The organism is Silvimonas terrae, from assembly GCF_014202765.1.
Lineage (GTDB): Bacteria > Pseudomonadota > Gammaproteobacteria > Burkholderiales > Chitinibacteraceae > Silvimonas > Silvimonas terrae.
Genome location: NZ_JACHHN010000001.1, coordinates 670,222 through 689,042, shown reverse-complemented (window position 1 = coordinate 689,042; position 18,821 = coordinate 670,222). Strand labels below are relative to the sequence as shown.

The following is an 18,821-nucleotide window of genomic DNA, read 5'->3' as shown; positions in this document are numbered from 1 at the left end:
ACAGCATGGCCAACGCCCACGTGTATGTCGCACCCGGTTTTGAAGAAGTCGAAATGATCACCATTGTGGATGTGCTGCGCCGCGCCGACATCGACACCACCATGGTGGCCCTGACCAGCAGCCGGGCGGTGACAGGCGCGCATGGTATTACCGTGCAGGCGGATATAGGTTTTGATGCGGCCGAAGGCATTCTGGCCGATGCCCTCATCCTGCCCGGTGGCGGCCCGGGTACGGCGGCATTACAGCAAAAGGCGGAGCTGGTACCAAGACTGCACAGCCATCTGAATGCGGGCAAGATCGTCGCGGCCCTGTGCGCGGCACCCACCGTACTGGCACGCGCCGGCATGCTCAGTGGGCGCAAGGCGACCTGTTTTCCGGGCAATGAAGAAGTACTGCGGGAGGGGGGTGCCACCGTCACCGCCGCTAACGTGGTGAATGACGGCCAGGTCACCACCTCACGCGGGGCCGGCACGGCCGGGTTATTTGCGCTGGACCTGGTCCGGCAACTGGCCGGAGAAGAGCGCGCCCGCGAGATTGGGCGCGCCATGCTTTATCTCTGAAGCGGCTGGATCAAACGGCGCCAGCGACCGACCCGCCTAGCGCAAGGTGCTGCGCAAGCCGCTGGCGGGCGTGGGCGCGGCGCCACCACTGACGCGCTCATAAACCGTCTTGCTGCGCAGTTTGAAGATATCCGAGGCGTGATAGAGGTTTTCCGAGTGCCCGACAAACAGCAAGCCATCGGGCTTGAGCAGCGGCGCAAAGCGTTGCAGTATCTTTAGCTGTGTCGGCTTATCAAAATAAATCATCACGTTACGGCAAAAAATGCCATCCAGCGGGCCACGAATAGGCCAGTTGGGCTCCATCAGATTGACCCGGCGGTAGACGATCAAATCCCGCAGTTCCTGCTTCGCCCGATAACGACCATCTGCCTGCCGATCAAAGAAACGGCGCGCACGATTGTTGTCCAGTTTTTCCACTTCATCCGCGTTGTATATGCCCTGGCGCGCGGTTTCCAGCACGCCGGTGTCCAGATCGGTGGCAATGATATGCACGGGCGGGCGCAGACTATCAAAGGTCTCGCATGCGGTCATCGCCATGGAGTACGGCTCTTCGCCGGTACTGGAGGCGGAACACCACAGATTCAGCACGCCGCTACCGCGCGCTGCTTTGAGGTGGTCTGACAGCATTGGAAAATGGTGCGACTCGCGGAAAAACGAGGTGAGGTTGGTGGTCAGCGAATTGGTGAACAGCTCGAACTCTTTGCTGTCCCCCCGCTCCAGCACTTGCAGATACTCGTTGAAGGTGCGCAGGCCCAAGGCGCGCAGACGTCGCGCCAGGCGCCCATAGACCATGTCGTGTTTGGCCGGCGTGAGCGCAATGCCGGCATAGTTGTAGATCATCACCCGGATTTTCTCGAAATCCTGTTCGGTGAAGGCAAACTCGCGGGGGGTATTGGTGAGCATGGGCGTTGCTTTCAAAAGTTATGATTGCGGATCGTCACGCTGCACGAGCCGGGAGTGGATTTGCGCCAGATACGTCTCCGGCACCTTGAGCGACGGATGCCCGGTGTGAGCCAGCCACAGATTCAGTTGTTCCAGCCGTGCCAGTTGTTCTACCGGTATTTCTGTATCGCTGGTGGCAAGCCGCATTGCAAGTTCCACCGCTTCTTTGTGCATTTCAAGCTCTGGCGGCAAAAAGCCACTGTGCTTGAGTACCCGCCACGCCATGCGCTGATGCTCAGGCACCAACGGGTTGATCTGGTCTTCCGGCAAGGGCTGGCCTGCGCCGGGCAGGTTATCGAATGCCCCCTGCTCCCGGGCCTCAGCAATCCGCCGCTCTGCCAGTTCGGTCAGGAACCACATGCGCCCTCCCTGCCCATCCGCACTACCCGCTACAAACCCAATTCAGACCACATGGCGTCAACCCTGGCCACCACGGCCGGGTCTTTCTCAATGGGCCGGCCCCACTCACGGCTGGTTTCGCCTGGCCATTTGTTGGTGGCGTCCAGCCCCATCTTGCCACCAAGACCACTGACCGGCGAAGCAAAATCCAGATAGTCGATCGGGGTGTGCTCTACCAGCGTGGTATCGCGCACCGGGTCCATGCGGGTGGTAATTGCCCAGATGACTTCTTTCCAGTCCCGCGTGTTGACGTCTTCGTCCACCACCACGATGAACTTGGTGTACATGAACTGCCGCAAGAACGACCATACCCCAAACAGGATGCGTTTGGCATGGCCCGGATATTGTTTGCGGATCGACACAATCGCCATGCGATAGCTGCACCCTTCCGGTGGCAGATAGAAGTCGACGATTTCCGGAAACTGCTTTTGCAAAATGGGCACGAATACTTCGTTCAGCGCCACGCCCAGCACGGCGGGCTCATCTGGCGGCTTGCCGGTGTAGGTGCTGTGATAGATGGGGTCTGGGCGCTGGGTAATGCGGTCGACCGTAAACACCGGGAACCAGTCTTGCTCGTTGTAATAGCCGGTATGGTCACCATACGGACCTTCCAGTGCATGTTCGTAGCCAGAGGGATGGTTGGCATCCGGGTAGATGTGCCCTTCCAGGACAATCTCTGCCGTGGCGGGTACTTGCAGATCGTTGCCGATGCATTGCACCACTTCAGTTTTGGAACCACGCAACAGACCGGCAAACTGGTATTCGCTCAGCGCATCAGGCACCGGGGTCACCGCGCCGAGGATGGTGGCCGGGTCACAGCCCAATACAACGGCGATCGGGAACGGCTGACCAGGGTTGGCTTTGGCAAACTCACGAAAATCCAGCGCACCACCACGATGAGCCAGCCAGCGCATGATGACCTTGTTGCGACCAATGACCTGTTGCCGGTAAATACCCAGATTCTGCCGTTTTTTGTGCGGGCCGCGTGTCACCACCAGCCCCCAGGTAATCAGCGGCGCGATATCGCCCGGCCAGCAGTGCTGCACCGGAATGCGCCCCAGATCGACATCCGGCCCTTCAATCACCGTGTCCTGGCAGACGGCCCGACGCACTTCTTTGGGTGCCATATTGAGCACTTGTTTCAGCAGCGGCAGCTTGTCCCAGGCGTCTCGCAGGCCACGCGGCGGTTCGGGCTCCTTGAGGTAGGCCAGTGTTTTGCCAATCTCCCGCAGGGCACCGACATCTTGCGCCCCCATACCCAACGCCACCCGGCGCGGCGTACCAAAGAGATTGCCAAGTACCGGCATGTCGCTGCCTGGCACGTTCTCAAACAAGATGGCGGGGCCGGCCGCACGCAGCGTGCGATCACAAATTTCTGTCATCTCCAGCACGGGCGAGACCGGCGCGGTCACGCGCTTGAGTTCACCCTGCTGTTCCAGTTGCGCCATAAAGTCGCGCAAATCGCTGTATTTCATGGGACTCCACGGCAAAGCAGACGGGCCGCACTGCGGCGGCCCGGCGGGTTAATCGCAAAACGCTATTTTACGATCAGGCAATAGACAGCGTCATGCTGGCGCGATACGTCTGGCCAGGTTGCAACACCGGCGAGTAGTCGCGCATATCACCGCGCTCTACACACAGATAACCGACGTAATTACCCGGGCCGATATCGGCAATCTTGTCTGCATTATGCCAGGCATTCCAGACCACGGCGCAATGGGTGTCCGCGCTTTCAATGACAATGGTGCGTGACGGTGTCTTGATCTCTTGCCGGGGCGGTACATCCAGATAAATACGGTCGGTCGGGCCCGTCAACTGCGGGGCGCCTTGCTGGGTAAAGCGCGGCAGACCTGCCTGCGCGGTATCGATGTAGGTCAGGCTTTCCAGACCATGAATCACCGCCTGGGTCACGTCGCCCACATTGAAATAGGTGTGCAGTGCTACGGAATGCAGTTGCGGGGTGCGGCCCTTGTGCTCAATCGACAGATCAAGATGCAAAGCCTTGCCGACGCTGACAGTCAGGCGATAAACAAACGGGTGCTCCCACAGCGCGTGGGATGCCGGGCTGTCGCGCAGTTCCAGTGTCACGCGGGTCAGGCCAGCTTCGGGCTGGCTGGCTTCAACCAGCGACCAGATTTCATTGCGGGCAAAACCGTGCTTGGGTTTGCTCTCGTCTTCCGGATGCGGGCCAAACCAGGGCAAACACAGCGGAATACCGCCGCGGATCGCTTCACCAGCGCCAAACACGGCATTGGGCGAGATCCACATCAGGTCTTGTTCACCCGTGGGTACAAACGACACCACGTGCGCGCCTTGCAGCGCAATGCTGGCACGGCCGGCGGTATTTTCAATGGTAAGAAGGTCCAGACCCGCACCAGCATAAAGGCCGGCGGAAGACACGATGGCAAGACCGGGAACACTGGCGACAATCTGTTGTTCTGCCTGGCTGATGCTCATTGCGGTAACTCCTGCTGCAGGCACGTGTTCTGGCCGTGGCACCGGCCTCAAACATGTGCAAGGTAAGAAAATGCGGTGCCATGGCACCGCAGCGCGAGATCGAACGTTACACCATTGACCACCGCCGAACCTGCATCAAGACAAGGCCGGCAACACCATTCATTGCCTTTTGACGGGTGTCGGTGCTGGTGCGCGCGAAGTCCGTTGTTCATACGGGTAAGTATGGAACGGATCAAGCCAGCGTGAGCACCATTTGAAGACACGGCGATAGGCGTCATCCGTCGCGGCCTGGTTATAACCCACAGTCACACCCTGGCCAGGGTGTTGCTCATTGGGAATATCCTTGCGCACGTGAACTTCGACGCCTGGGTCATCAAAATCGTGAAAGACATCCGGATAGCTGACAAGGCGGAAGGTATCCATGCCAGAACGCGCCACCAGATCACGACACGGTTCAACCGGGGTCCAGTCATCGGCCTCGCCGGCCAGCACCAGCGTGGGTGCGGCAGGTTGATAGCGTTGTGACAATTTCAGGAACGGCGCGCACGACGGATAAAATGCCACGGCGGCGCGCACGCCCGGGTTATCCGAATTCATCAGCGACAGTACGGTGGTGGCGCCCTGCGACCAACCCAGCACGGCAATGCGACTACTGTCGATTTCCTTGCGGGCTTTCAGCCAGTTGATGGCACGCTGGGCGTCTTCTGCACGCCGTTGCACATTGACCGGCCGATCATGGCTGGGCGTAGTGCAAACCTCATGCACGCCACGCGGGCCAAAACTATCCACCATCAATACGCCGTAGCCCAATTCCTGCAGCAAACCCGCCATGCGAGCGGGACGCGCTGCCATCACACCCGGTTTAATCCACAGTCCACTGCAATCGTGCAGCAGCAGCATGCCCGGTGCGTTCGTGTTGCCGGATGGGGGCGGTGTGTATTCCGCAGTGAGCGTTACCCCGCCAACGCCGGGGATTTCGACACGGTTAGCCCGCGCAGGCGACGTGGTCAGCAAAAACGCTGACAGCAACACCAGCAATACGGGGGAAAACCACAACCTCATTGGATCAGTCACGCGGGTACGCAAAATGTTTGTTGTCGCAACGGTTGCTCCGGCAGGGCACAGGGCGCAAATGCGCATGCACCGCAATCGGGCAAGCCGGGATTTAGCGGCGAACTTTATCACAACAGCCCATGTAACTGAATGTGTGTTTATGCCAACGGATTGTGCAGAGCGGCATGGCAAACTGGAAATTAAATCTTTTATACGCTAAATCAATGAGGTAGACCCAATCGGGTTGTGGCCATCAGCAAGGACAGCGGCATGAGCGATACGCTTCGTCTTGAAATGAACTCTGCCGGGGTCGCCACCATCACCTTTAGCCGGCCCGAAACCAGCAATTCAGTCGATGACATTCTGGTTGCAGAGTTGACCGCCTCGCTGGCGGCGCTGGCCCAAAACCCGCACCTGCGGGCCCTGATCCTGCGCTCGGACGGTGACACCTTCTGTTCCGGTAACGATGTGCGCTGGCTGGCGCACATGAGCAGTGAAGAACAGCACGACAATTTTGAGCAGGCGCTGCGACTGGCCCGCATGATGCAGGCGCTGGACCGCCTGCCCGCGCCGGTCATGGCACTGGTGGATGGCCCAGCCATGGGAGTCGGGGTTGGCATTGTCGCCTGTTGCGATATGGTCGTTGCCACCGCAAAAAGCTGGTTCTGCCTGCCGGAAACCCGTATCGGCCTTGTCCCGGCCATCATTGCGCCGTACATTGTCGGCAAGATCGGCACCAGCGCGGCACGGCGATATTTTTTGACGGCAGAACGTTTTGGCGCGGCTGCGGCTGCGCGGTGTGGGCTCGTTCACGAAACGGTGGAAGATGAGGAAGAAGCAGCCCACCAGATCAAGGACTGGCTGGATCACGTACTCCTCAATGGCCCCCATGCGGTCGGCGCGGCCAAACGGCTCATCGCCACGGTGGCCTGGCGAGCGATTGATGATTCACTGCTGTCGGATACGGCGCACCGGATTGCCCACATGCGCACGCGGGAAGAAGCCAGGGAAGGTATTGCGGCGCTAAGTGAAAACAGGGCACCCTGGTGGGTGCCCCATATAGACTGACTGGCCGTCACCAGAATCAGCGGTATTGCTGGCGTGCTTCAGTCGCTTTAGCTTCTTCTACGGTCATCAAACGCAACGCCGTTGCCGGCTCGCGCAGGGGCTGGAGGTTAGTTACAGACTGCATGAAGTCGGCTTCGTCTTGCGCCGGCTCGACCATTCGTGCACCCGATTCCATGTCAAAGATTGCGCTCATGGTTATGAACCTCCGTCAGCGGGTATAAGAAATCAATTGATCTCTCACTACGATATATCCGCCCCTTGAGCAAAAAATTCAATGGTCTTTTGACCCAAATCACACTTTGTTGCGCATTTGTTGCCAGAAATCCGACCAGTAGCAGTCCAGACCGAAAAAATTGTCTACAGATTTACAACCACTCATACTCACACTGACAAATAAGCCAAAACAAACAAAAAAAGCGGGCCTGAGCCCGCTTTTTTAACTTTCTAAAATGCTTTCAGCAATCTTTGCTTACTGCGGATCCTTCGGCTTGGTCGCGCGCACTTCGATCTTGGCGCCCTTTTCCAGGCTGTTCAGGTAGTTATTGAGCGCGGCGTCGCCATAAACACCATCGACACTGCGCGCAATCTGCTGACGCATTTCCGGCGAAATGGCCTGCGCCGGCAGCACCTTGTTGACCTTGTACAGCACGTAACCGCCCTGCACCGGATCATCACCACCCACATAGGCCGGCAGCTTGTTGGCCTGCGGCGCAAAAATAGCGGTCAGACGATCACGACTGATCGAAGGGTCACCGTTCACGCGAGACACCTCTTTGGTTTGAGCATCCCAGGCGACATTCACATTCTCGCCCTTTTGCAGCGCAGCCAGTTTTTTGGCGCCATCTGCGGCAACCAGTTTGGCCGCCTTGTCGTTCTTCAGGCGGTTCTGAATGTCCGGCGCAACCGTGGCCAGTGGCGGCACTTCCGCAGCCTTGTGCTCAATGACACGGGCCGATACCAGCGTACCTGGTGATACTTCCACCGCTTCAGAGTTGTGCTTTTTGTTCAGCACGTCATCACCAAAGATGGCGTCAGAGAGCTTGGGATTGTTTAGCACCGCATCTTGCGCGCCCTTGCGGGTTACCCAACCACTTTGCTGTACTTGCAGCTTGAACTGGTCTGCAGCGGGCTTAAGGCTATCTGCCTGCTGGTACACCACTTCGTTGAACTTGTCGGCTTGAGCCTGATAGGCGCTTTGCGCCTTGTCCGTCTTGAGCTTTTCGACAATTTCCGGCTTCAGGTCGGCCAACGCCTTGGTGCGAACGGCATCGAGCTTGATGATGTGATAGCCGAAGTCAGTCTCGACCACATTGCTGATTTCACCAGCCTTGAGCGAGAACACTGTGTCGTCAAATGGCTTGACCATTGCACCGCGCGCATTCCAGCCCAGATCGCCACCCTTGTCTTTGGAGCCCGGATCTTGCGAATTGGCCTTGGCCAGTTCGGCAAAACGGGAGGGGTTGGCTTTCACTTCCTTGAGAAGTGCCTCAGCCTTGGCCTTGGCTGCTTCACGTTCTGCCGGTGCGGCGGTCTTCGGCGCCTGGATCAGAATGTGCGATGCCTCACGCTCTTCCTTGGCCAGATCGGCCTTGTGCGCATCAAAGTATTTCTGGACTTCCTCGTCAGACACGGTCTGTTGCTCGGCCAGTTGGGCTTTGGACAGCACAACGTACTCGACCTTGACCATTTCCGGGGCTTTCAGATCGGCCTGGTGCTGGTCGTAATACTGTTTGACCTCGGCATCGCTCACGCTCACCTGGCTCAGATAATCCTGCGGCTTGAGCACGGCAACAGCCACTTCACGCTTTTCAGTCATCAGCGCGATCAGGTGATCCAGCGAAGTTCTGGAAGAGATGCTGCCCTGAACAAACGGCAAGACCAATTGGCGGGCGGCCAGATCACTGGAGACTTCCTGCTGGAAAGACGCCGGGGTTTTCTGGGAAGCAGCCAGCATTTCCTGATAACGCGCCGGGCTGAACTGCCCGTTGTCCTGGAATGCCGGAATAGTGGAAATCACTTCACGCAACTGGGCGGCGGAAGGTGTCAGACGCAGATCGGTGGCCTGATTCAACATCAGTTGACGACGGATCAGGCTTCTCAATACTTCAGGCTTCTGGTCGTCCGAAATAGCCTGACCACGCGTGGCAGCATCAATGTCCGCCTCAGTGATGGATTTGCCACCTACTTTGGCCAGCCAGTTGGGGCCACTTTCCATGGCGGTATAGCTGGACAGACCGAAACCGACGACCAAACCCAACGAAACCAGACCCAGTAGGAGCTGTACAGCCGTTTTATTTTTTTGTACCAGATCAAACATGAGATACCACGCTCCAAAAGAGATTCGCGCAACATGATGCCAGAACCTGCGTGATGCGTCTCGGGTCGTTGTGACAAACGTTTGACTTGTGCAGCCAAAAACAAAAAAGCCAAGCTTGCGCTTGGCTTTTTTGATTCAATCTGGCGGAGCGGACGGGACTCGAACCCGCGACCCCCGGCGTGACAGGCCGGTATTCTAACCAACTGAACTACCGCTCCAGAGAGACAGCGATTGTAGCATGCTTTTTGTATTTTGCAACAACTTTCATGCATCGCTATTTTTGGTGGGTAGTAGTGGATTCGAACCACCGACCTCCTGCGTGTGAAGCAGGCGCTCTAACCAACTGAGCTAACCACCCCCGGTCTTATGCCGCTTCGTTATTTACCTGAAGCAGCAAAGACAATCATTGTACTGCATCTTTCAGAGATTTACCAGCCCTGAATTTCGGTTGCTTTGCAGCAGCGATTTCAATGGTCTGGCCAGTACGCGGATTGCGACCGTTACGTGCCTCACGTTCGGCAACGTAGAAAGTGCCAAAGCCAACCAGCGTTACTTCATCGCCGCCTTGCAGGGCTTTGGAAACAGCTTCGATGGTGGCATCAAGCGCCTTGCCAGCAGCAGCCTTGGACAGGCCTGCGGATTCGGCGATAGCGTCGATCAGTTCGGATTTATTCACTTATGTGTCCCCTTTCGTTCTGGTTGGATAGGTCCGGTCAGCCGATTGCTTGAGCTTTATAGCAAGCGGCAAAAACACGTGTCAACTAGTGTTTGGTGGGCTGTGTGCCCGTTTCCACGCTTGGACGATCGCCGGCTTGCGCCACGATGCCTTCTGCGTTATCAGCTTTGCCAGCGTCCGATTCGGGCTGGCTTTCAAGTGCGTGCCCCAATACCTGGTCAAACCACTTGACCGGATGGATCGTGAGCCCCCGCTTGACGTTGTCAGGAATCTCGATCAGATCCTTGACGTTACCTTCCGGAATCAATACATGCTTGATTCCACCACGATGCGCTGCCAGCAGTTTTTCTTTCAAGCCACCAATGGGCAGGACCTCGCCACGCAGGGTGATTTCACCCGTCATGGCAACATCGCAACGCACCGGCACATTCGTCAGAATCGAGGTCATTGCAGTGGCAATGGCAATCCCGGCGGATGGACCGTCTTTTGGTGTTGCGCCTTCCGGCAAGTGAATGTGGATGTCATTCTTCTGGTAAAACTCGGGATCAATCCCCAACTGCGCCGCACGGCTGCGTACTACTGACAGCGCGGCCTGGATGGATTCCTGCATCACTTCACCCAGTTTACCTGTCTGAATAACCTTACCCTTGCCCGGCAACTTCACGGCTTCAATGGTCAGCAGTTCGCCACCCACTTCAGTCCATGCCAGACCCGTCACCTGCCCGACCTGGTTTTGCTGCTCGGCCATACCGTAGTCATAGCGACGCACACCCAGATATTTATCCAGATTTTTGGTGGTCACCTGTTGTTTTTTGTCAGATGGCTTGAGCAACAAGTTCTTGACCACCTTGCGGCAGATTTTGGCGATTTCCCGATCCAGACTACGCACGCCGGCTTCACGCGTGAAATAGCGCACGATGTCACGCACGGCAGAGTCCTGGATCACCAGTTCGCCTTCTTGCAAACCATTGGCTTTCATCTGCTTGGGTACAAGGTACTTGAGCGCGATGGCCACTTTTTCGTCTTCGGTGTAGCCAGACAGACGGATCACTTCCATCCGGTCCAGCAGCGCCGGCGGAATGTTCAGCGTGTTGGCCGTAGCCACAAACATCACGTCAGAAAGATCGTAATCGACTTCCAGATAGTGGTCGCTGAACGAGTTGTTCTGTTCCGGGTCGAGCACTTCGAGCAAGGCCGAAGACGGGTCGCCACGGAAATCAGCGCCCATCTTGTCCACTTCATCCAGCAAGAACAATGGGTTTTTTACCCCTGCCTTGGTCATGGATTGCAAAATCTTGCCAGGCATGGAGCCGATATAGGTACGGCGATGGCCACGAATCTCAGCCTCGTCTCGCATACCGCCCAGCGCCATACGCACGAACTTGCGGTTCGTGGCACGGGCGATCGACTCGCCCAAAGAGGTTTTACCCACGCCAGGAGGACCTACAAGGCACAGAATCGGGCCTTTGAGCTTCTCGACACGGCTTTGTACGGCGAGGTACTCAAGAATGCGTTCCTTGACCTTCTCAAGGCCGTAGTGCTCGGCATCAAGCACCTCATCGGCGGCCGCCACATCCTTGCTGATCTTGGTTTTTTTCTTCCAGGGCAAGGCCAGCATGGTGTCGATATAGTTGCGTACCACGGTGGCCTCGGCCGACATGGGCGACATCATGCGCAGCTTTTTGAGTTCGGCCTCAGCCTTCTCGCGCGCTTCCTTGGACATACCGGCGGCCTTGATGCGCTTTTCCAGCTCATCCAGATCCGCGTTTTCATCCAGTTCACCCAGTTCTTTCTGGATGGCTTTGACCTGCTCGTTGAGGTAATACTCGCGCTGGCTCTTTTCCATCTGGCGCTTGACGCGACCACGGATGCGCTTTTCTACCTGGAGGATATCGAGCTCGGTTTCCAGCTGCTTGAGCAGATGCTCCATGCGGCGCTTGACGTCACCCATTTCCAGCACGGCCTGCTTTTGATCAAGCTTGAGCGGCAAATGCGCGGCAATGGTGTCCGCAAGCCGACCGGCAATTTCAATGCCGGACAACGAGGTCAGCACCTCTGGCGGAATTTTCTTGTTCAGTTTGACGTACTGGTCAAACTGCGACAGCAGCGCACGGCGCATGGCTTCGGCCTCATGGCCTTCATCTTCGCCCGGCTCGTGCGGCAGCGCTTCGGCGCTGAAATAGCCGTCTTCATCCTTGAGGCTGAGCATATCGGCACGCTGCAGGCCTTCTACCAGCACCTTGACGGTACCATCGGGCAATTTAAGCAGCTGCAGCACGGTGGCAATCGTGCCTACCGGATAGATGTCCGCCATGGCAGGCTCATCTTTCTGCGCATTTTTCTGCGCCACGAGCAGGATATGGCGACCACCTTCCATGGCCGCTTCCAGCGCGCGAATAGACTTGGGACGGCCCACAAACAGCGGAATCACCATGTGCGGAAAGACGACGACGTCTCTGAGCGGCAACATGGGGAAACTGGCAACTTCAGCGGGCAATGCGTGGTTTTCTGACATTTTGAGAGCCCTGTGATGAGTGGGAACTGGATCAATAATGTGGCTTGCAGCGCTGAAATTCAACGCTTGCCAGCCATTTAGCCAGAGAAATCCGGCCGCCAGCACTCTTGAAGCGGCCTTGAAAGCAAAGTGCCAGACCGCTAAGGGTCTGGCAGCATTGAAGAAATGGCTGCACACCGGCTGGTGTGCAATCTTTTCAGAGCATGATCAAAAAATGACGTATCAGGCTGCAGCGGGCTCGGCAGGCTCTGCCGGAACACGTTGCGGCTGCGCACCTTCCAGAATCACCGACTCGTCCACCACCACGCGTGCAACGCCTTCCAGCGCTGGCAACTCGTACATGGTATCGAGCAAGGACGACTCCAGAATCGAGCGCAGACCCCGCGCGCCGGTCTTGCGTTCCATTGCTTTGCGGGCAATGGCTTGCAAGCCTTCCTGCGTGATGTCCAGCTTCACATCTTCCATCTCGAAGAGGCGCTGGTACTGCTTGACCAGTGCGTTCTTCGGTTCTGTCAGAATGTTAACCAGCGCAGCTTCATCCAGCTCATCCAGCGTGGCAATCACCGGCACACGACCCACAAATTCCGGGATCAGACCAAAGCGGATCAGGTCATCCGGCTCAACATCATGCAGCAACTTGCCTACGCTGCCCTGATCGTCTTTGCTGGCCACTTCTGCCCCAAAACCGATACCGCCCTTTTCCGAGCGATTGCGGATGATCTTCGCCAGGCCTTCAAATGCACCACCCACAATAAACAGGATGTTGGTGGTATCTACCTGCGGCATTTCGTGGTTCGGGTGCTTGCGGCCACCGTGCGGCGGCACCGACGCCACCGTGCCTTCGATCAGCTTCAACAATGCCTGCTGTACGCCTTCGCCAGACACATCACGGGTAATCGACGGGTTTTCGCTCTTGCGGGCGATCTTGTCGATTTCATCGATGTACACGATGCCGCGCTGGGCCTTCTCGATATCGTAGTCACATTGCTGCAACAGCTTGGCGATGATGTGCTCAACGTCTTCACCCACATAACCGGCTTCGGTCAGTGTAGTGGCGTCGGCAATCACAAATGGCACGTCCAGCTTCTTGGCCATGGTCTGTGCCAGCAACGTTTTGCCGGAGCCCGTCGGGCCGATCAGCAAAATGTTGGATTTGGACAGTTCCACTTCACCAGAGGCTTTTTCACCTTTGGTGGAAAGACGCTTGTAGTGGTTGTACACCGCCACGGCCAGAATCTTCTTGGCGCGCTCCTGACCGATCACGTATTGATCCAGCGTATCGCGGATCTCCGTGGGCAGCGGCAGGCGCTTGCCCGTCGGCGTTTGTGCCTCAAGGGCAGCGCCAATCTGCGCCGTCCCTTCTTCGGTGAGGATGTCGTTGCACAGTTCGATACACTCGTTGCAGATAAACACCTGCGGACCAGCGATCAGTTTGGTCACTTCATGCTGACTCTTGCCGCAAAACGAGCAATACAGCAGCTTTTCCTTGGATTTGTCTTTGGGCTTGTCAGTCATATCCCCCCCTCTTGGAAGAAGAGCGAGAAAAAAATAAAACCGCCAGCTTGTTTAAGACAGTCTGGCGGTCAGAATGGATTACCGGATCAGGCTGTGCCTGCCCGCTTCACCAACACTTCATCAATCAGACCGTAGGACTTGGACTCATCCGCGCTCATGAAATTATCGCGGTCCGTGTCACGTTCAATGGTTTCAAGAGACTGGCCAGTATGAAATGCCAGACGCTCGTTCAGTGTACGCTTGGTCTTCAGGAGTTCGCGAGCATGGATTTCGATATCCGACGCCTGACCCTGCAGCCCGCCAATCAGCGGCTGATGGATCATGATGCGTGAATGTGGCAGCGCAAAACGCTTGCCCTTCTCGCCTGCGGTCAGCAGGAAAGCACCCATACTTGCAGCCAGGCCCACGCACAAAGTGGAAACTGCCGGCTTGATGAACTGCATGGTGTCATAGATGGCAAGACCGGCCGTGACCGAGCCGCCAGGAGAATTGATATACAGCGAGATGTCCTTGTCCGGGTTTTCCGATTCAAGAAACAAGAGCTGGGCAACCACCAGGTTGGCGGTCTGATCGTTCACCGGACCGACCAGAAACACCACCCGTTCTTTCAACAGACGCGAGTAAATGTCGTAAGAACGCTCACCGCGGCCGCTTTGCTCAACAACCATCGGAATATATCCGAGGCCTTGGGGTTCAAATTCCGGTCGTTGCATGGTTTTCCTCTTCAGTTTGGGTATCCGCCGTCCTGGCCGGATACCCAAAACCGGGGATCCGGGCCGATCAGGCTTGTTGCTGTTGGCCCATCAGTTCTTCAAAGGTCACTGTCTTTTCAACAGTCTTGCCCTTCGATTGCACAAACGCGACGACGTTGTCTTCCAGCGCCATGGATTCCGGGCCGGCCAGACGTTCACGTTGTTCATAGTACCAGCCCACTACATCAGCCGGGTCTTCATAGTTCTGGGCCAGATCTTCGATGATGGCCTTGACCTGTTCCGGCTTGGCTTCAAGACCGTTGGACTTGACCACTTCTGCCAGTACCAGACCCAGATGAACGCGGCGACGTGCTTGTGCTTCGAACATTTGCGGGGAGAACGGTACCAATTTGGGATCGATACCACGCTGTTTCAAGTCGGCTTGTGCAGACTCGGCCAGACGACCGATTTCCAGGCCAACCAGCGACTTGGGCAATTCCAGCGGCGTGCTGTCAATCAGCGCACTCATGACGCTTTCCTTGGCACGCGCCTTCAGGCGGAAACGGACTTCGCGTTCCAGATTGGATTTGACTTCAGCGCGCATCTTGGCGATGTCACCGTCTTCAATACCCAGGCTCTTGGCGAATTCGGCATTCACTTCCGGCAGGATGGATTGCGCAACGTTCTTGAGCGTGATGGCGAACACGGCGGTTTTACCGGCCACGTCCTTGCCATGGTAATCAGCCGGGAAGTTCACTTCCACGTTTTTCGCTTCGTCTTCCTTCATGCCACGGATACCGGCTTCGAACTCGGGCAGCATCTGGCCCTTGCCCAGCAAGAATGCGTAGTTGTCGGAAGAACCGCCTTCAAACGGCTCACCATCAATGGTGCCCTTGAAGTCGATGATGACACGGTCTTCATCGGCGGCGGCGCGCTCAACGCGTTCGTAACGGGTACGCTGGCGACGCAGGATATCCAGGGTCTTGTCGATTTCGGCGTCGGACACATCCAGCACCGGCTTTTCGATTTCAACACCATCAAGGCTACCAACGACGACATCCGGATACACTTCAAACGTGGCGACAAACTCAAAATCGCCTTCGCCAGTTGCGCCTTCTTTCGGCTCAAAACGCGGGTAGCCAGCAACGCTCAGCTTTTGTTCTTGCACGGCTTCGCCGAACGAACGCTCAACGGTTTCGCCCATGACTTCTTCTTGCACACGAAAGCCATATTGTTGCGAAACGATGCTCATCGGGGCCTTGCCCGGACGGAAACCGTCGACACGGGCGGTCTTGGCGACGCGCTTCAGACGGGCGGAGACCTCTTGATTGATCCGGTCACGCGGTACGGAGAAGCTGAGGCGACGTTCGAGCGCACCCAGGGTTTCCAGTTGAGCTTGCATGTGTTGATCCATCCTTCACATTGATTCAGTACGGCCAACAAGCACCGCTTGGGCCAGGTCGACCCGGATAGCCCGGGCCTCTTTAAAAGAACTTGTGGTGCGAGCGGGGAGAATCGAACTCCCACGCCTTACAGCGCTGGAACCTAAATCCAGTGCGTCTACCAATTCCGCCACGCTCGCATAAAGAGAAACTGAATCTGCCAGAACAGCCATGCTGCCGGCATCGGGTGGTGATGCTCGCAGCACCAGCTCCCCGTAAATCCAGGTCAAACCGCGATTATAAAGGATATGTTGCACGAAAAACAAACGGGCGCCGCGCGGTTTTATTCGCCCAGGCGCTTTATGTCATACTTCCGGCCGGGTTATTCAGGTAAAAAGCACACCTGAACCTCTCCCCCGCACCCGTTTGCCCTGGACAAGTGATCGTATCCGTGAGCCTTGCTTTTCCCCACCCTGTTTTGCTGCGTGTGATTCTTGCAGGCGCAGCCTCTTCCGATACCCGTTTGCAATGGTGCGGCGTTGACGCAACAGGCCAGCTTCACGCTGGCCAGTCCAGCATCGCCCTGTTGCCTGCCGCTCCGGCCATAGAACTTGTGCTGATGCCTGCCGCGTATTCGACACATGTGCTCGATCTACCCCGGCAGTCGCCCCAGCGTTTGCGCGCACTGGTCCCGCATGCGCTGGATGACCGCATGCTGGGCGGCCAGCAGCGGCACTTTGCCATTGGCAGTGCGGGCGGTGGCCAGACCCGGGTGATTGCCTGTGACAAAAGCTGGCTACAGCAATGGCTGAGCCTGTTCGCCGCACAGAACCGCCCGGTTCGTGCCGCATGGGCGCTGGCCGATTTGCTGCAGCCAGAGACGCTCTGGCAACGCCTTGATACTGAAGAGGGTGTTTTGCTGGCGCGCCTGGATGAAAGCGTCTGGTTCGATTCAGCAGCCATTGCGGATCAATGGCTGGCGGACCAGCCCGTACAAAGCGCCCGTTGGCCAGATGTCTGCGGTGATAAACCACGGGCCGATGCCATCAACCTGTTGCAGGGCGAGCATGCCCCCAGACTAACGCTGCCGTTCAACCCCAAACTGTTCAAGCGCAGCGCAGTACTGATTGCCGCCTTGCTGGTAGTCATGACCCTTGGCAGTCTGAGCGACTGGTGGCAACTGCATCAACAAGCCACCGCGCTGCAGCGTGAACTACGCCAGACCTTTGCCGCGGCTTTCCCGGGTACGCCCATTGTTGATCCGGTATTGCAGCTGCAAAGCCAGTTGCAGGCAGCGGGTGCCACCCAGGGCGCGGGCGCTACGGGTGCAGACTTCACCGCCCTGCTGCAACGGATCGACGCTGTTGCATCGGGCACTCACCTGCATCGGCTGCAATTTGAAAATGGCCAGTTGCAGATGGAGCTGGCCAATAACGACGCCTCTGCCCTGCAACAAAAACTCAGCACCGCCGGTTTCAAGGTCGACCCACAACCGGGTGCAGTCGGCAGCACCATTCTGCGCATTCAAGGGGGTCAGAAATGAACCAGTATCTTGCTCGCGCACAGCAATTCTGGCTGGAACGCAACGCGCGTGAACGCGCCATGTTGAGCGCCTGCGCCGCTCTCATCCTGTTTGCCATTCTCTACACTGGCGTCTGGCAACCCCTGGTCACGCAGCGTGCAGCGCTGAATAAACGCGTACCACAACTGCAAGCCCAACTGGCGCAAATGCAGCACGATCTGCAGTTGCTGAAAGGGGGTGCGACAGTGGCCCGCAATGATGATCTGCGCCAGGCCGTCACCGCCAGCCTGCAACAACATGGACTGAAATCGGATCTGCAGGCCCTGCCGGACAACCGTATCCGCATTGATGCGCCGGAGGCTGATTTTTCACATGTGCTCGATTTTCTGGGCGCACTGCAACGAGAGACGGGTGCGCACGTCGTGAATTTTGACGCCAATGGTGCTCAGAATAACGGTGTTGTGCATTTTTCTGCGGTGGTGCAACGATGAAAGCCCATCTCAAACACCCGCTCTTGTGGTTTGGCATTGCCCTGTTTGTCGTGTTTGCCCTGGTTCGCTTGCCTGTGGTGCTGTTTGCCAGCGCCGTGCCTGCCCCCATCAAAACCGGTGACGTGACTGGCACGCTCTGGCAAGGCCGTATCGGCCAGTTGGGGCTGGATGATCAACTCTTGCTGCAGGATGTCCGCTGGACCTGGCAGCCCGCCGCCTTGTTGCATGGGCAGCTGGCCTGGCAACTGGACACGCGTGATGGCGATCAACCCGGCCAGGCGCGGGCGGTGCTGGGCCTGAGCGGCTGGAAACTGGAAGACGTCGCCCTGAACATGCCAGCAGCCCCGCTGTTTGCACAGGTCAAAATGCTCTCGCCATTCCGTCTGGGCGGCCGCTTGCAAGTGCGTGCTGCGCAACTGAGCGCGGGCCATCTGGACAAAATCAACATGCAGTTGAACGATGCCAGCGCCGTGGTCACGCCGCAAGCCAACCCGTTCGGCAATTATTTAATTACGATCAACCAGTCCGGCAATGCGCAAAGCTGGCAGATCACGCCGCAAGGCGGCCTGCTGGCCATCACCGGCAATGGACAGATCACGGACAATGGCCCAACCGGCTCACTGACCTTTACGCCAGCCAAAGGCAAAGAAGCACTGTTCAGTAGTCTGCTGGACCGCATGGGCAGCGGACATACCATCAAGCTGGGCGGCCAGTAAGTACACCCTGCTAGAATTGAGAGCGTGACCCCCGGTCACCTGACGACATCAACGCGGCGGCAACACGCCAACCAGGATAACCCATGAAAAAAATCGATGCGATCATCAAGCCATTCAAACTGGACGACGTGCGCGAAGCACTGTCTGACCTTGGTATTTCTGGTTTGACCGTGACCGAAGTCAAAGGCTTTGGTCGACAAAAAGGTCACACCGAACTGTATCGCGGTGCGGAATACGTGGTCGACTTTTTGCCCAAGATCAAGATTGAAGTTGTGTTGAGCGACGACAAACTGGACGCCGCCCTGGAAGCAATCCAGAACGCCGCCCGCACCGGCAAGATTGGCGACGGCAAGATTTTTGTTTACACCGTCGAACAAGCCATCCGCATCCGCACCGGTGAGCACGACGAGGATGCCATCTGATCGGCACACATGCTGATTTGATCGCACCAGCAAACAAAAAGCCCCGCACTGCGGGGTTTTTTTGTTGTGCATTGATCCGGCCGGATCACTGTTT

General features: G+C 57.2%; 18 protein-coding genes and 3 tRNA genes. 6 read left to right on the top strand and 15 right to left on the bottom strand.

Features of this window, described 5'->3' with window-relative positions:
* The first annotated feature begins 5 nt into the window (after positions 1-5).
* Positions 6-560: a DJ-1 family glyoxalase III gene (locus HNQ50_RS02815; RefSeq protein WP_184097329.1), complete on the top strand. Its 555-nt coding sequence runs from the start codon at positions 6-8 to the stop codon at positions 558-560.
* A 36-nt stretch (positions 561-596) separates the two neighbouring features.
* On the opposite strand, the gene HNQ50_RS02810 is transcribed toward HNQ50_RS02815, so the two are convergent.
* The 5 genes from HNQ50_RS02810 to HNQ50_RS02790 all read right to left on the bottom strand — a co-directional run bounded on the left by HNQ50_RS02810 (position 597) and on the right by HNQ50_RS02790 (position 5,420).
* Positions 597-1,463, bottom strand: a complete 867-nt coding sequence (locus HNQ50_RS02810) for a CheR family methyltransferase (RefSeq protein ID WP_184097327.1) — start codon at positions 1,461-1,463, stop codon at positions 597-599.
* An 18-nt stretch (positions 1,464-1,481) separates the two neighbouring features.
* On the bottom strand, positions 1,482-1,862 hold the full coding sequence (locus HNQ50_RS02805) for a DnaJ family domain-containing protein (protein ID WP_184097325.1): 381 nt from the start codon (positions 1,860-1,862) through the stop codon (positions 1,482-1,484).
* 29 nt (positions 1,863-1,891) lie between these two features.
* Positions 1,892-3,376, bottom strand: coding sequence for a 4-hydroxy-3-polyprenylbenzoate decarboxylase (gene ubiD, locus HNQ50_RS02800; protein ID WP_184097323.1), 1,485 nt, complete (start codon positions 3,374-3,376; stop codon positions 1,892-1,894).
* Positions 3,377-3,449: 73 nt separating this feature from the next.
* On the bottom strand, positions 3,450-4,358 hold the full coding sequence (locus HNQ50_RS02795) for a D-hexose-6-phosphate mutarotase (protein WP_184097321.1): 909 nt from the start codon (positions 4,356-4,358) through the stop codon (positions 3,450-3,452).
* Positions 4,359-4,517: 159 nt separating this feature from the next.
* Positions 4,518-5,420, bottom strand: coding sequence for a dienelactone hydrolase family protein (locus HNQ50_RS02790; protein WP_184097319.1), 903 nt, complete (start codon positions 5,418-5,420; stop codon positions 4,518-4,520).
* Positions 5,421-5,681: 261 nt separating this feature from the next.
* Here HNQ50_RS02790 and HNQ50_RS02785 point away from each other — a divergent pair, with 261 nt between their 5' ends.
* Positions 5,682-6,479 carry an enoyl-CoA hydratase-related protein gene (locus HNQ50_RS02785; protein ID WP_184097317.1) on the top strand — a complete coding sequence of 266 codons (798 nt, stop codon included), beginning with the start codon at positions 5,682-5,684 and terminating at the stop codon, positions 6,477-6,479.
* A 16-nt stretch (positions 6,480-6,495) separates the two neighbouring features.
* On the opposite strand, the gene HNQ50_RS02780 is transcribed toward HNQ50_RS02785, so the two are convergent.
* The 10 genes from HNQ50_RS02780 to HNQ50_RS02735 all read right to left on the bottom strand — a co-directional run bounded on the left by HNQ50_RS02780 (position 6,496) and on the right by HNQ50_RS02735 (position 15,776).
* Positions 6,496-6,672, bottom strand: coding sequence for a hypothetical protein (locus HNQ50_RS02780; protein WP_184097313.1), 177 nt, complete (start codon positions 6,670-6,672; stop codon positions 6,496-6,498).
* Positions 6,673-6,948: 276 nt separating this feature from the next.
* Positions 6,949-8,796, bottom strand: a complete 1,848-nt coding sequence (locus HNQ50_RS02775) for a peptidylprolyl isomerase (protein ID WP_184097311.1) — start codon at positions 8,794-8,796, stop codon at positions 6,949-6,951.
* 141 nt (positions 8,797-8,937) lie between these two features.
* Positions 8,938-9,014: transfer RNA gene (locus HNQ50_RS02770), tRNA-Asp, on the bottom strand.
* 63 nt (positions 9,015-9,077) lie between these two features.
* Positions 9,078-9,154 (bottom strand) — tRNA-Val (locus tag HNQ50_RS02765).
* Between the two features lie 45 nt (positions 9,155-9,199).
* Positions 9,200-9,472 (bottom strand): HU family DNA-binding protein, encoded by a 273-nt coding sequence (locus HNQ50_RS02760; protein WP_184097309.1) that lies wholly within the window; start codon positions 9,470-9,472, stop codon positions 9,200-9,202.
* Between the two features lie 85 nt (positions 9,473-9,557).
* Positions 9,558-11,987 (bottom strand): endopeptidase La, encoded by a 2,430-nt coding sequence (gene lon / locus HNQ50_RS02755; RefSeq protein WP_221302963.1) that lies wholly within the window; start codon positions 11,985-11,987, stop codon positions 9,558-9,560.
* 222 nt (positions 11,988-12,209) lie between these two features.
* Positions 12,210-13,502 (bottom strand): ATP-dependent Clp protease ATP-binding subunit ClpX, encoded by a 1,293-nt coding sequence (gene clpX, locus HNQ50_RS02750; protein ID WP_184097307.1) that lies wholly within the window; start codon positions 13,500-13,502, stop codon positions 12,210-12,212.
* An 86-nt stretch (positions 13,503-13,588) separates the two neighbouring features.
* Positions 13,589-14,215, bottom strand: a complete 627-nt coding sequence (gene clpP / locus HNQ50_RS02745) for an ATP-dependent Clp endopeptidase proteolytic subunit ClpP (protein ID WP_184097305.1) — start codon at positions 14,213-14,215, stop codon at positions 13,589-13,591.
* 67 nt (positions 14,216-14,282) lie between these two features.
* Entirely contained in the window at positions 14,283-15,596 is a 1,314-nt protein-coding gene (gene tig / locus HNQ50_RS02740) for a trigger factor (RefSeq protein ID WP_184097303.1), read from the bottom strand.
* A 95-nt stretch (positions 15,597-15,691) separates the two neighbouring features.
* Positions 15,692-15,776: transfer RNA gene (locus HNQ50_RS02735), tRNA-Leu, on the bottom strand.
* A 251-nt stretch (positions 15,777-16,027) separates the two neighbouring features.
* Between HNQ50_RS02735 and gspL the strand changes: the two genes are divergently transcribed.
* The 4 genes from gspL to HNQ50_RS02715 all read left to right on the top strand — a co-directional run bounded on the left by gspL (position 16,028) and on the right by HNQ50_RS02715 (position 18,727).
* A complete protein-coding gene (gene gspL, locus HNQ50_RS02730; RefSeq protein WP_184097301.1) occupies positions 16,028-17,119 on the top strand; it encodes a type II secretion system protein GspL in 1,092 nt (363 codons plus the stop codon).
* Positions 17,116-17,589 carry a type II secretion system protein M gene (locus HNQ50_RS02725; protein WP_184097299.1) on the top strand — a complete coding sequence of 158 codons (474 nt, stop codon included), beginning with the start codon at positions 17,116-17,118 and terminating at the stop codon, positions 17,587-17,589. Before gspL ends, HNQ50_RS02725 begins: the two co-directional genes overlap by 4 nt.
* On the top strand, positions 17,586-18,305 hold the full coding sequence (gene gspN, locus HNQ50_RS02720; protein WP_184097297.1) for a type II secretion system protein N: 720 nt from the start codon (positions 17,586-17,588) through the stop codon (positions 18,303-18,305). Before HNQ50_RS02725 ends, gspN begins: the two co-directional genes overlap by 4 nt.
* Before the next feature lie 83 nt (positions 18,306-18,388).
* Positions 18,389-18,727 carry a P-II family nitrogen regulator gene (locus HNQ50_RS02715; RefSeq protein WP_184097295.1) on the top strand — a complete coding sequence of 113 codons (339 nt, stop codon included), beginning with the start codon at positions 18,389-18,391 and terminating at the stop codon, positions 18,725-18,727.
* Positions 18,728-18,821 lie beyond the last annotated feature (94 nt).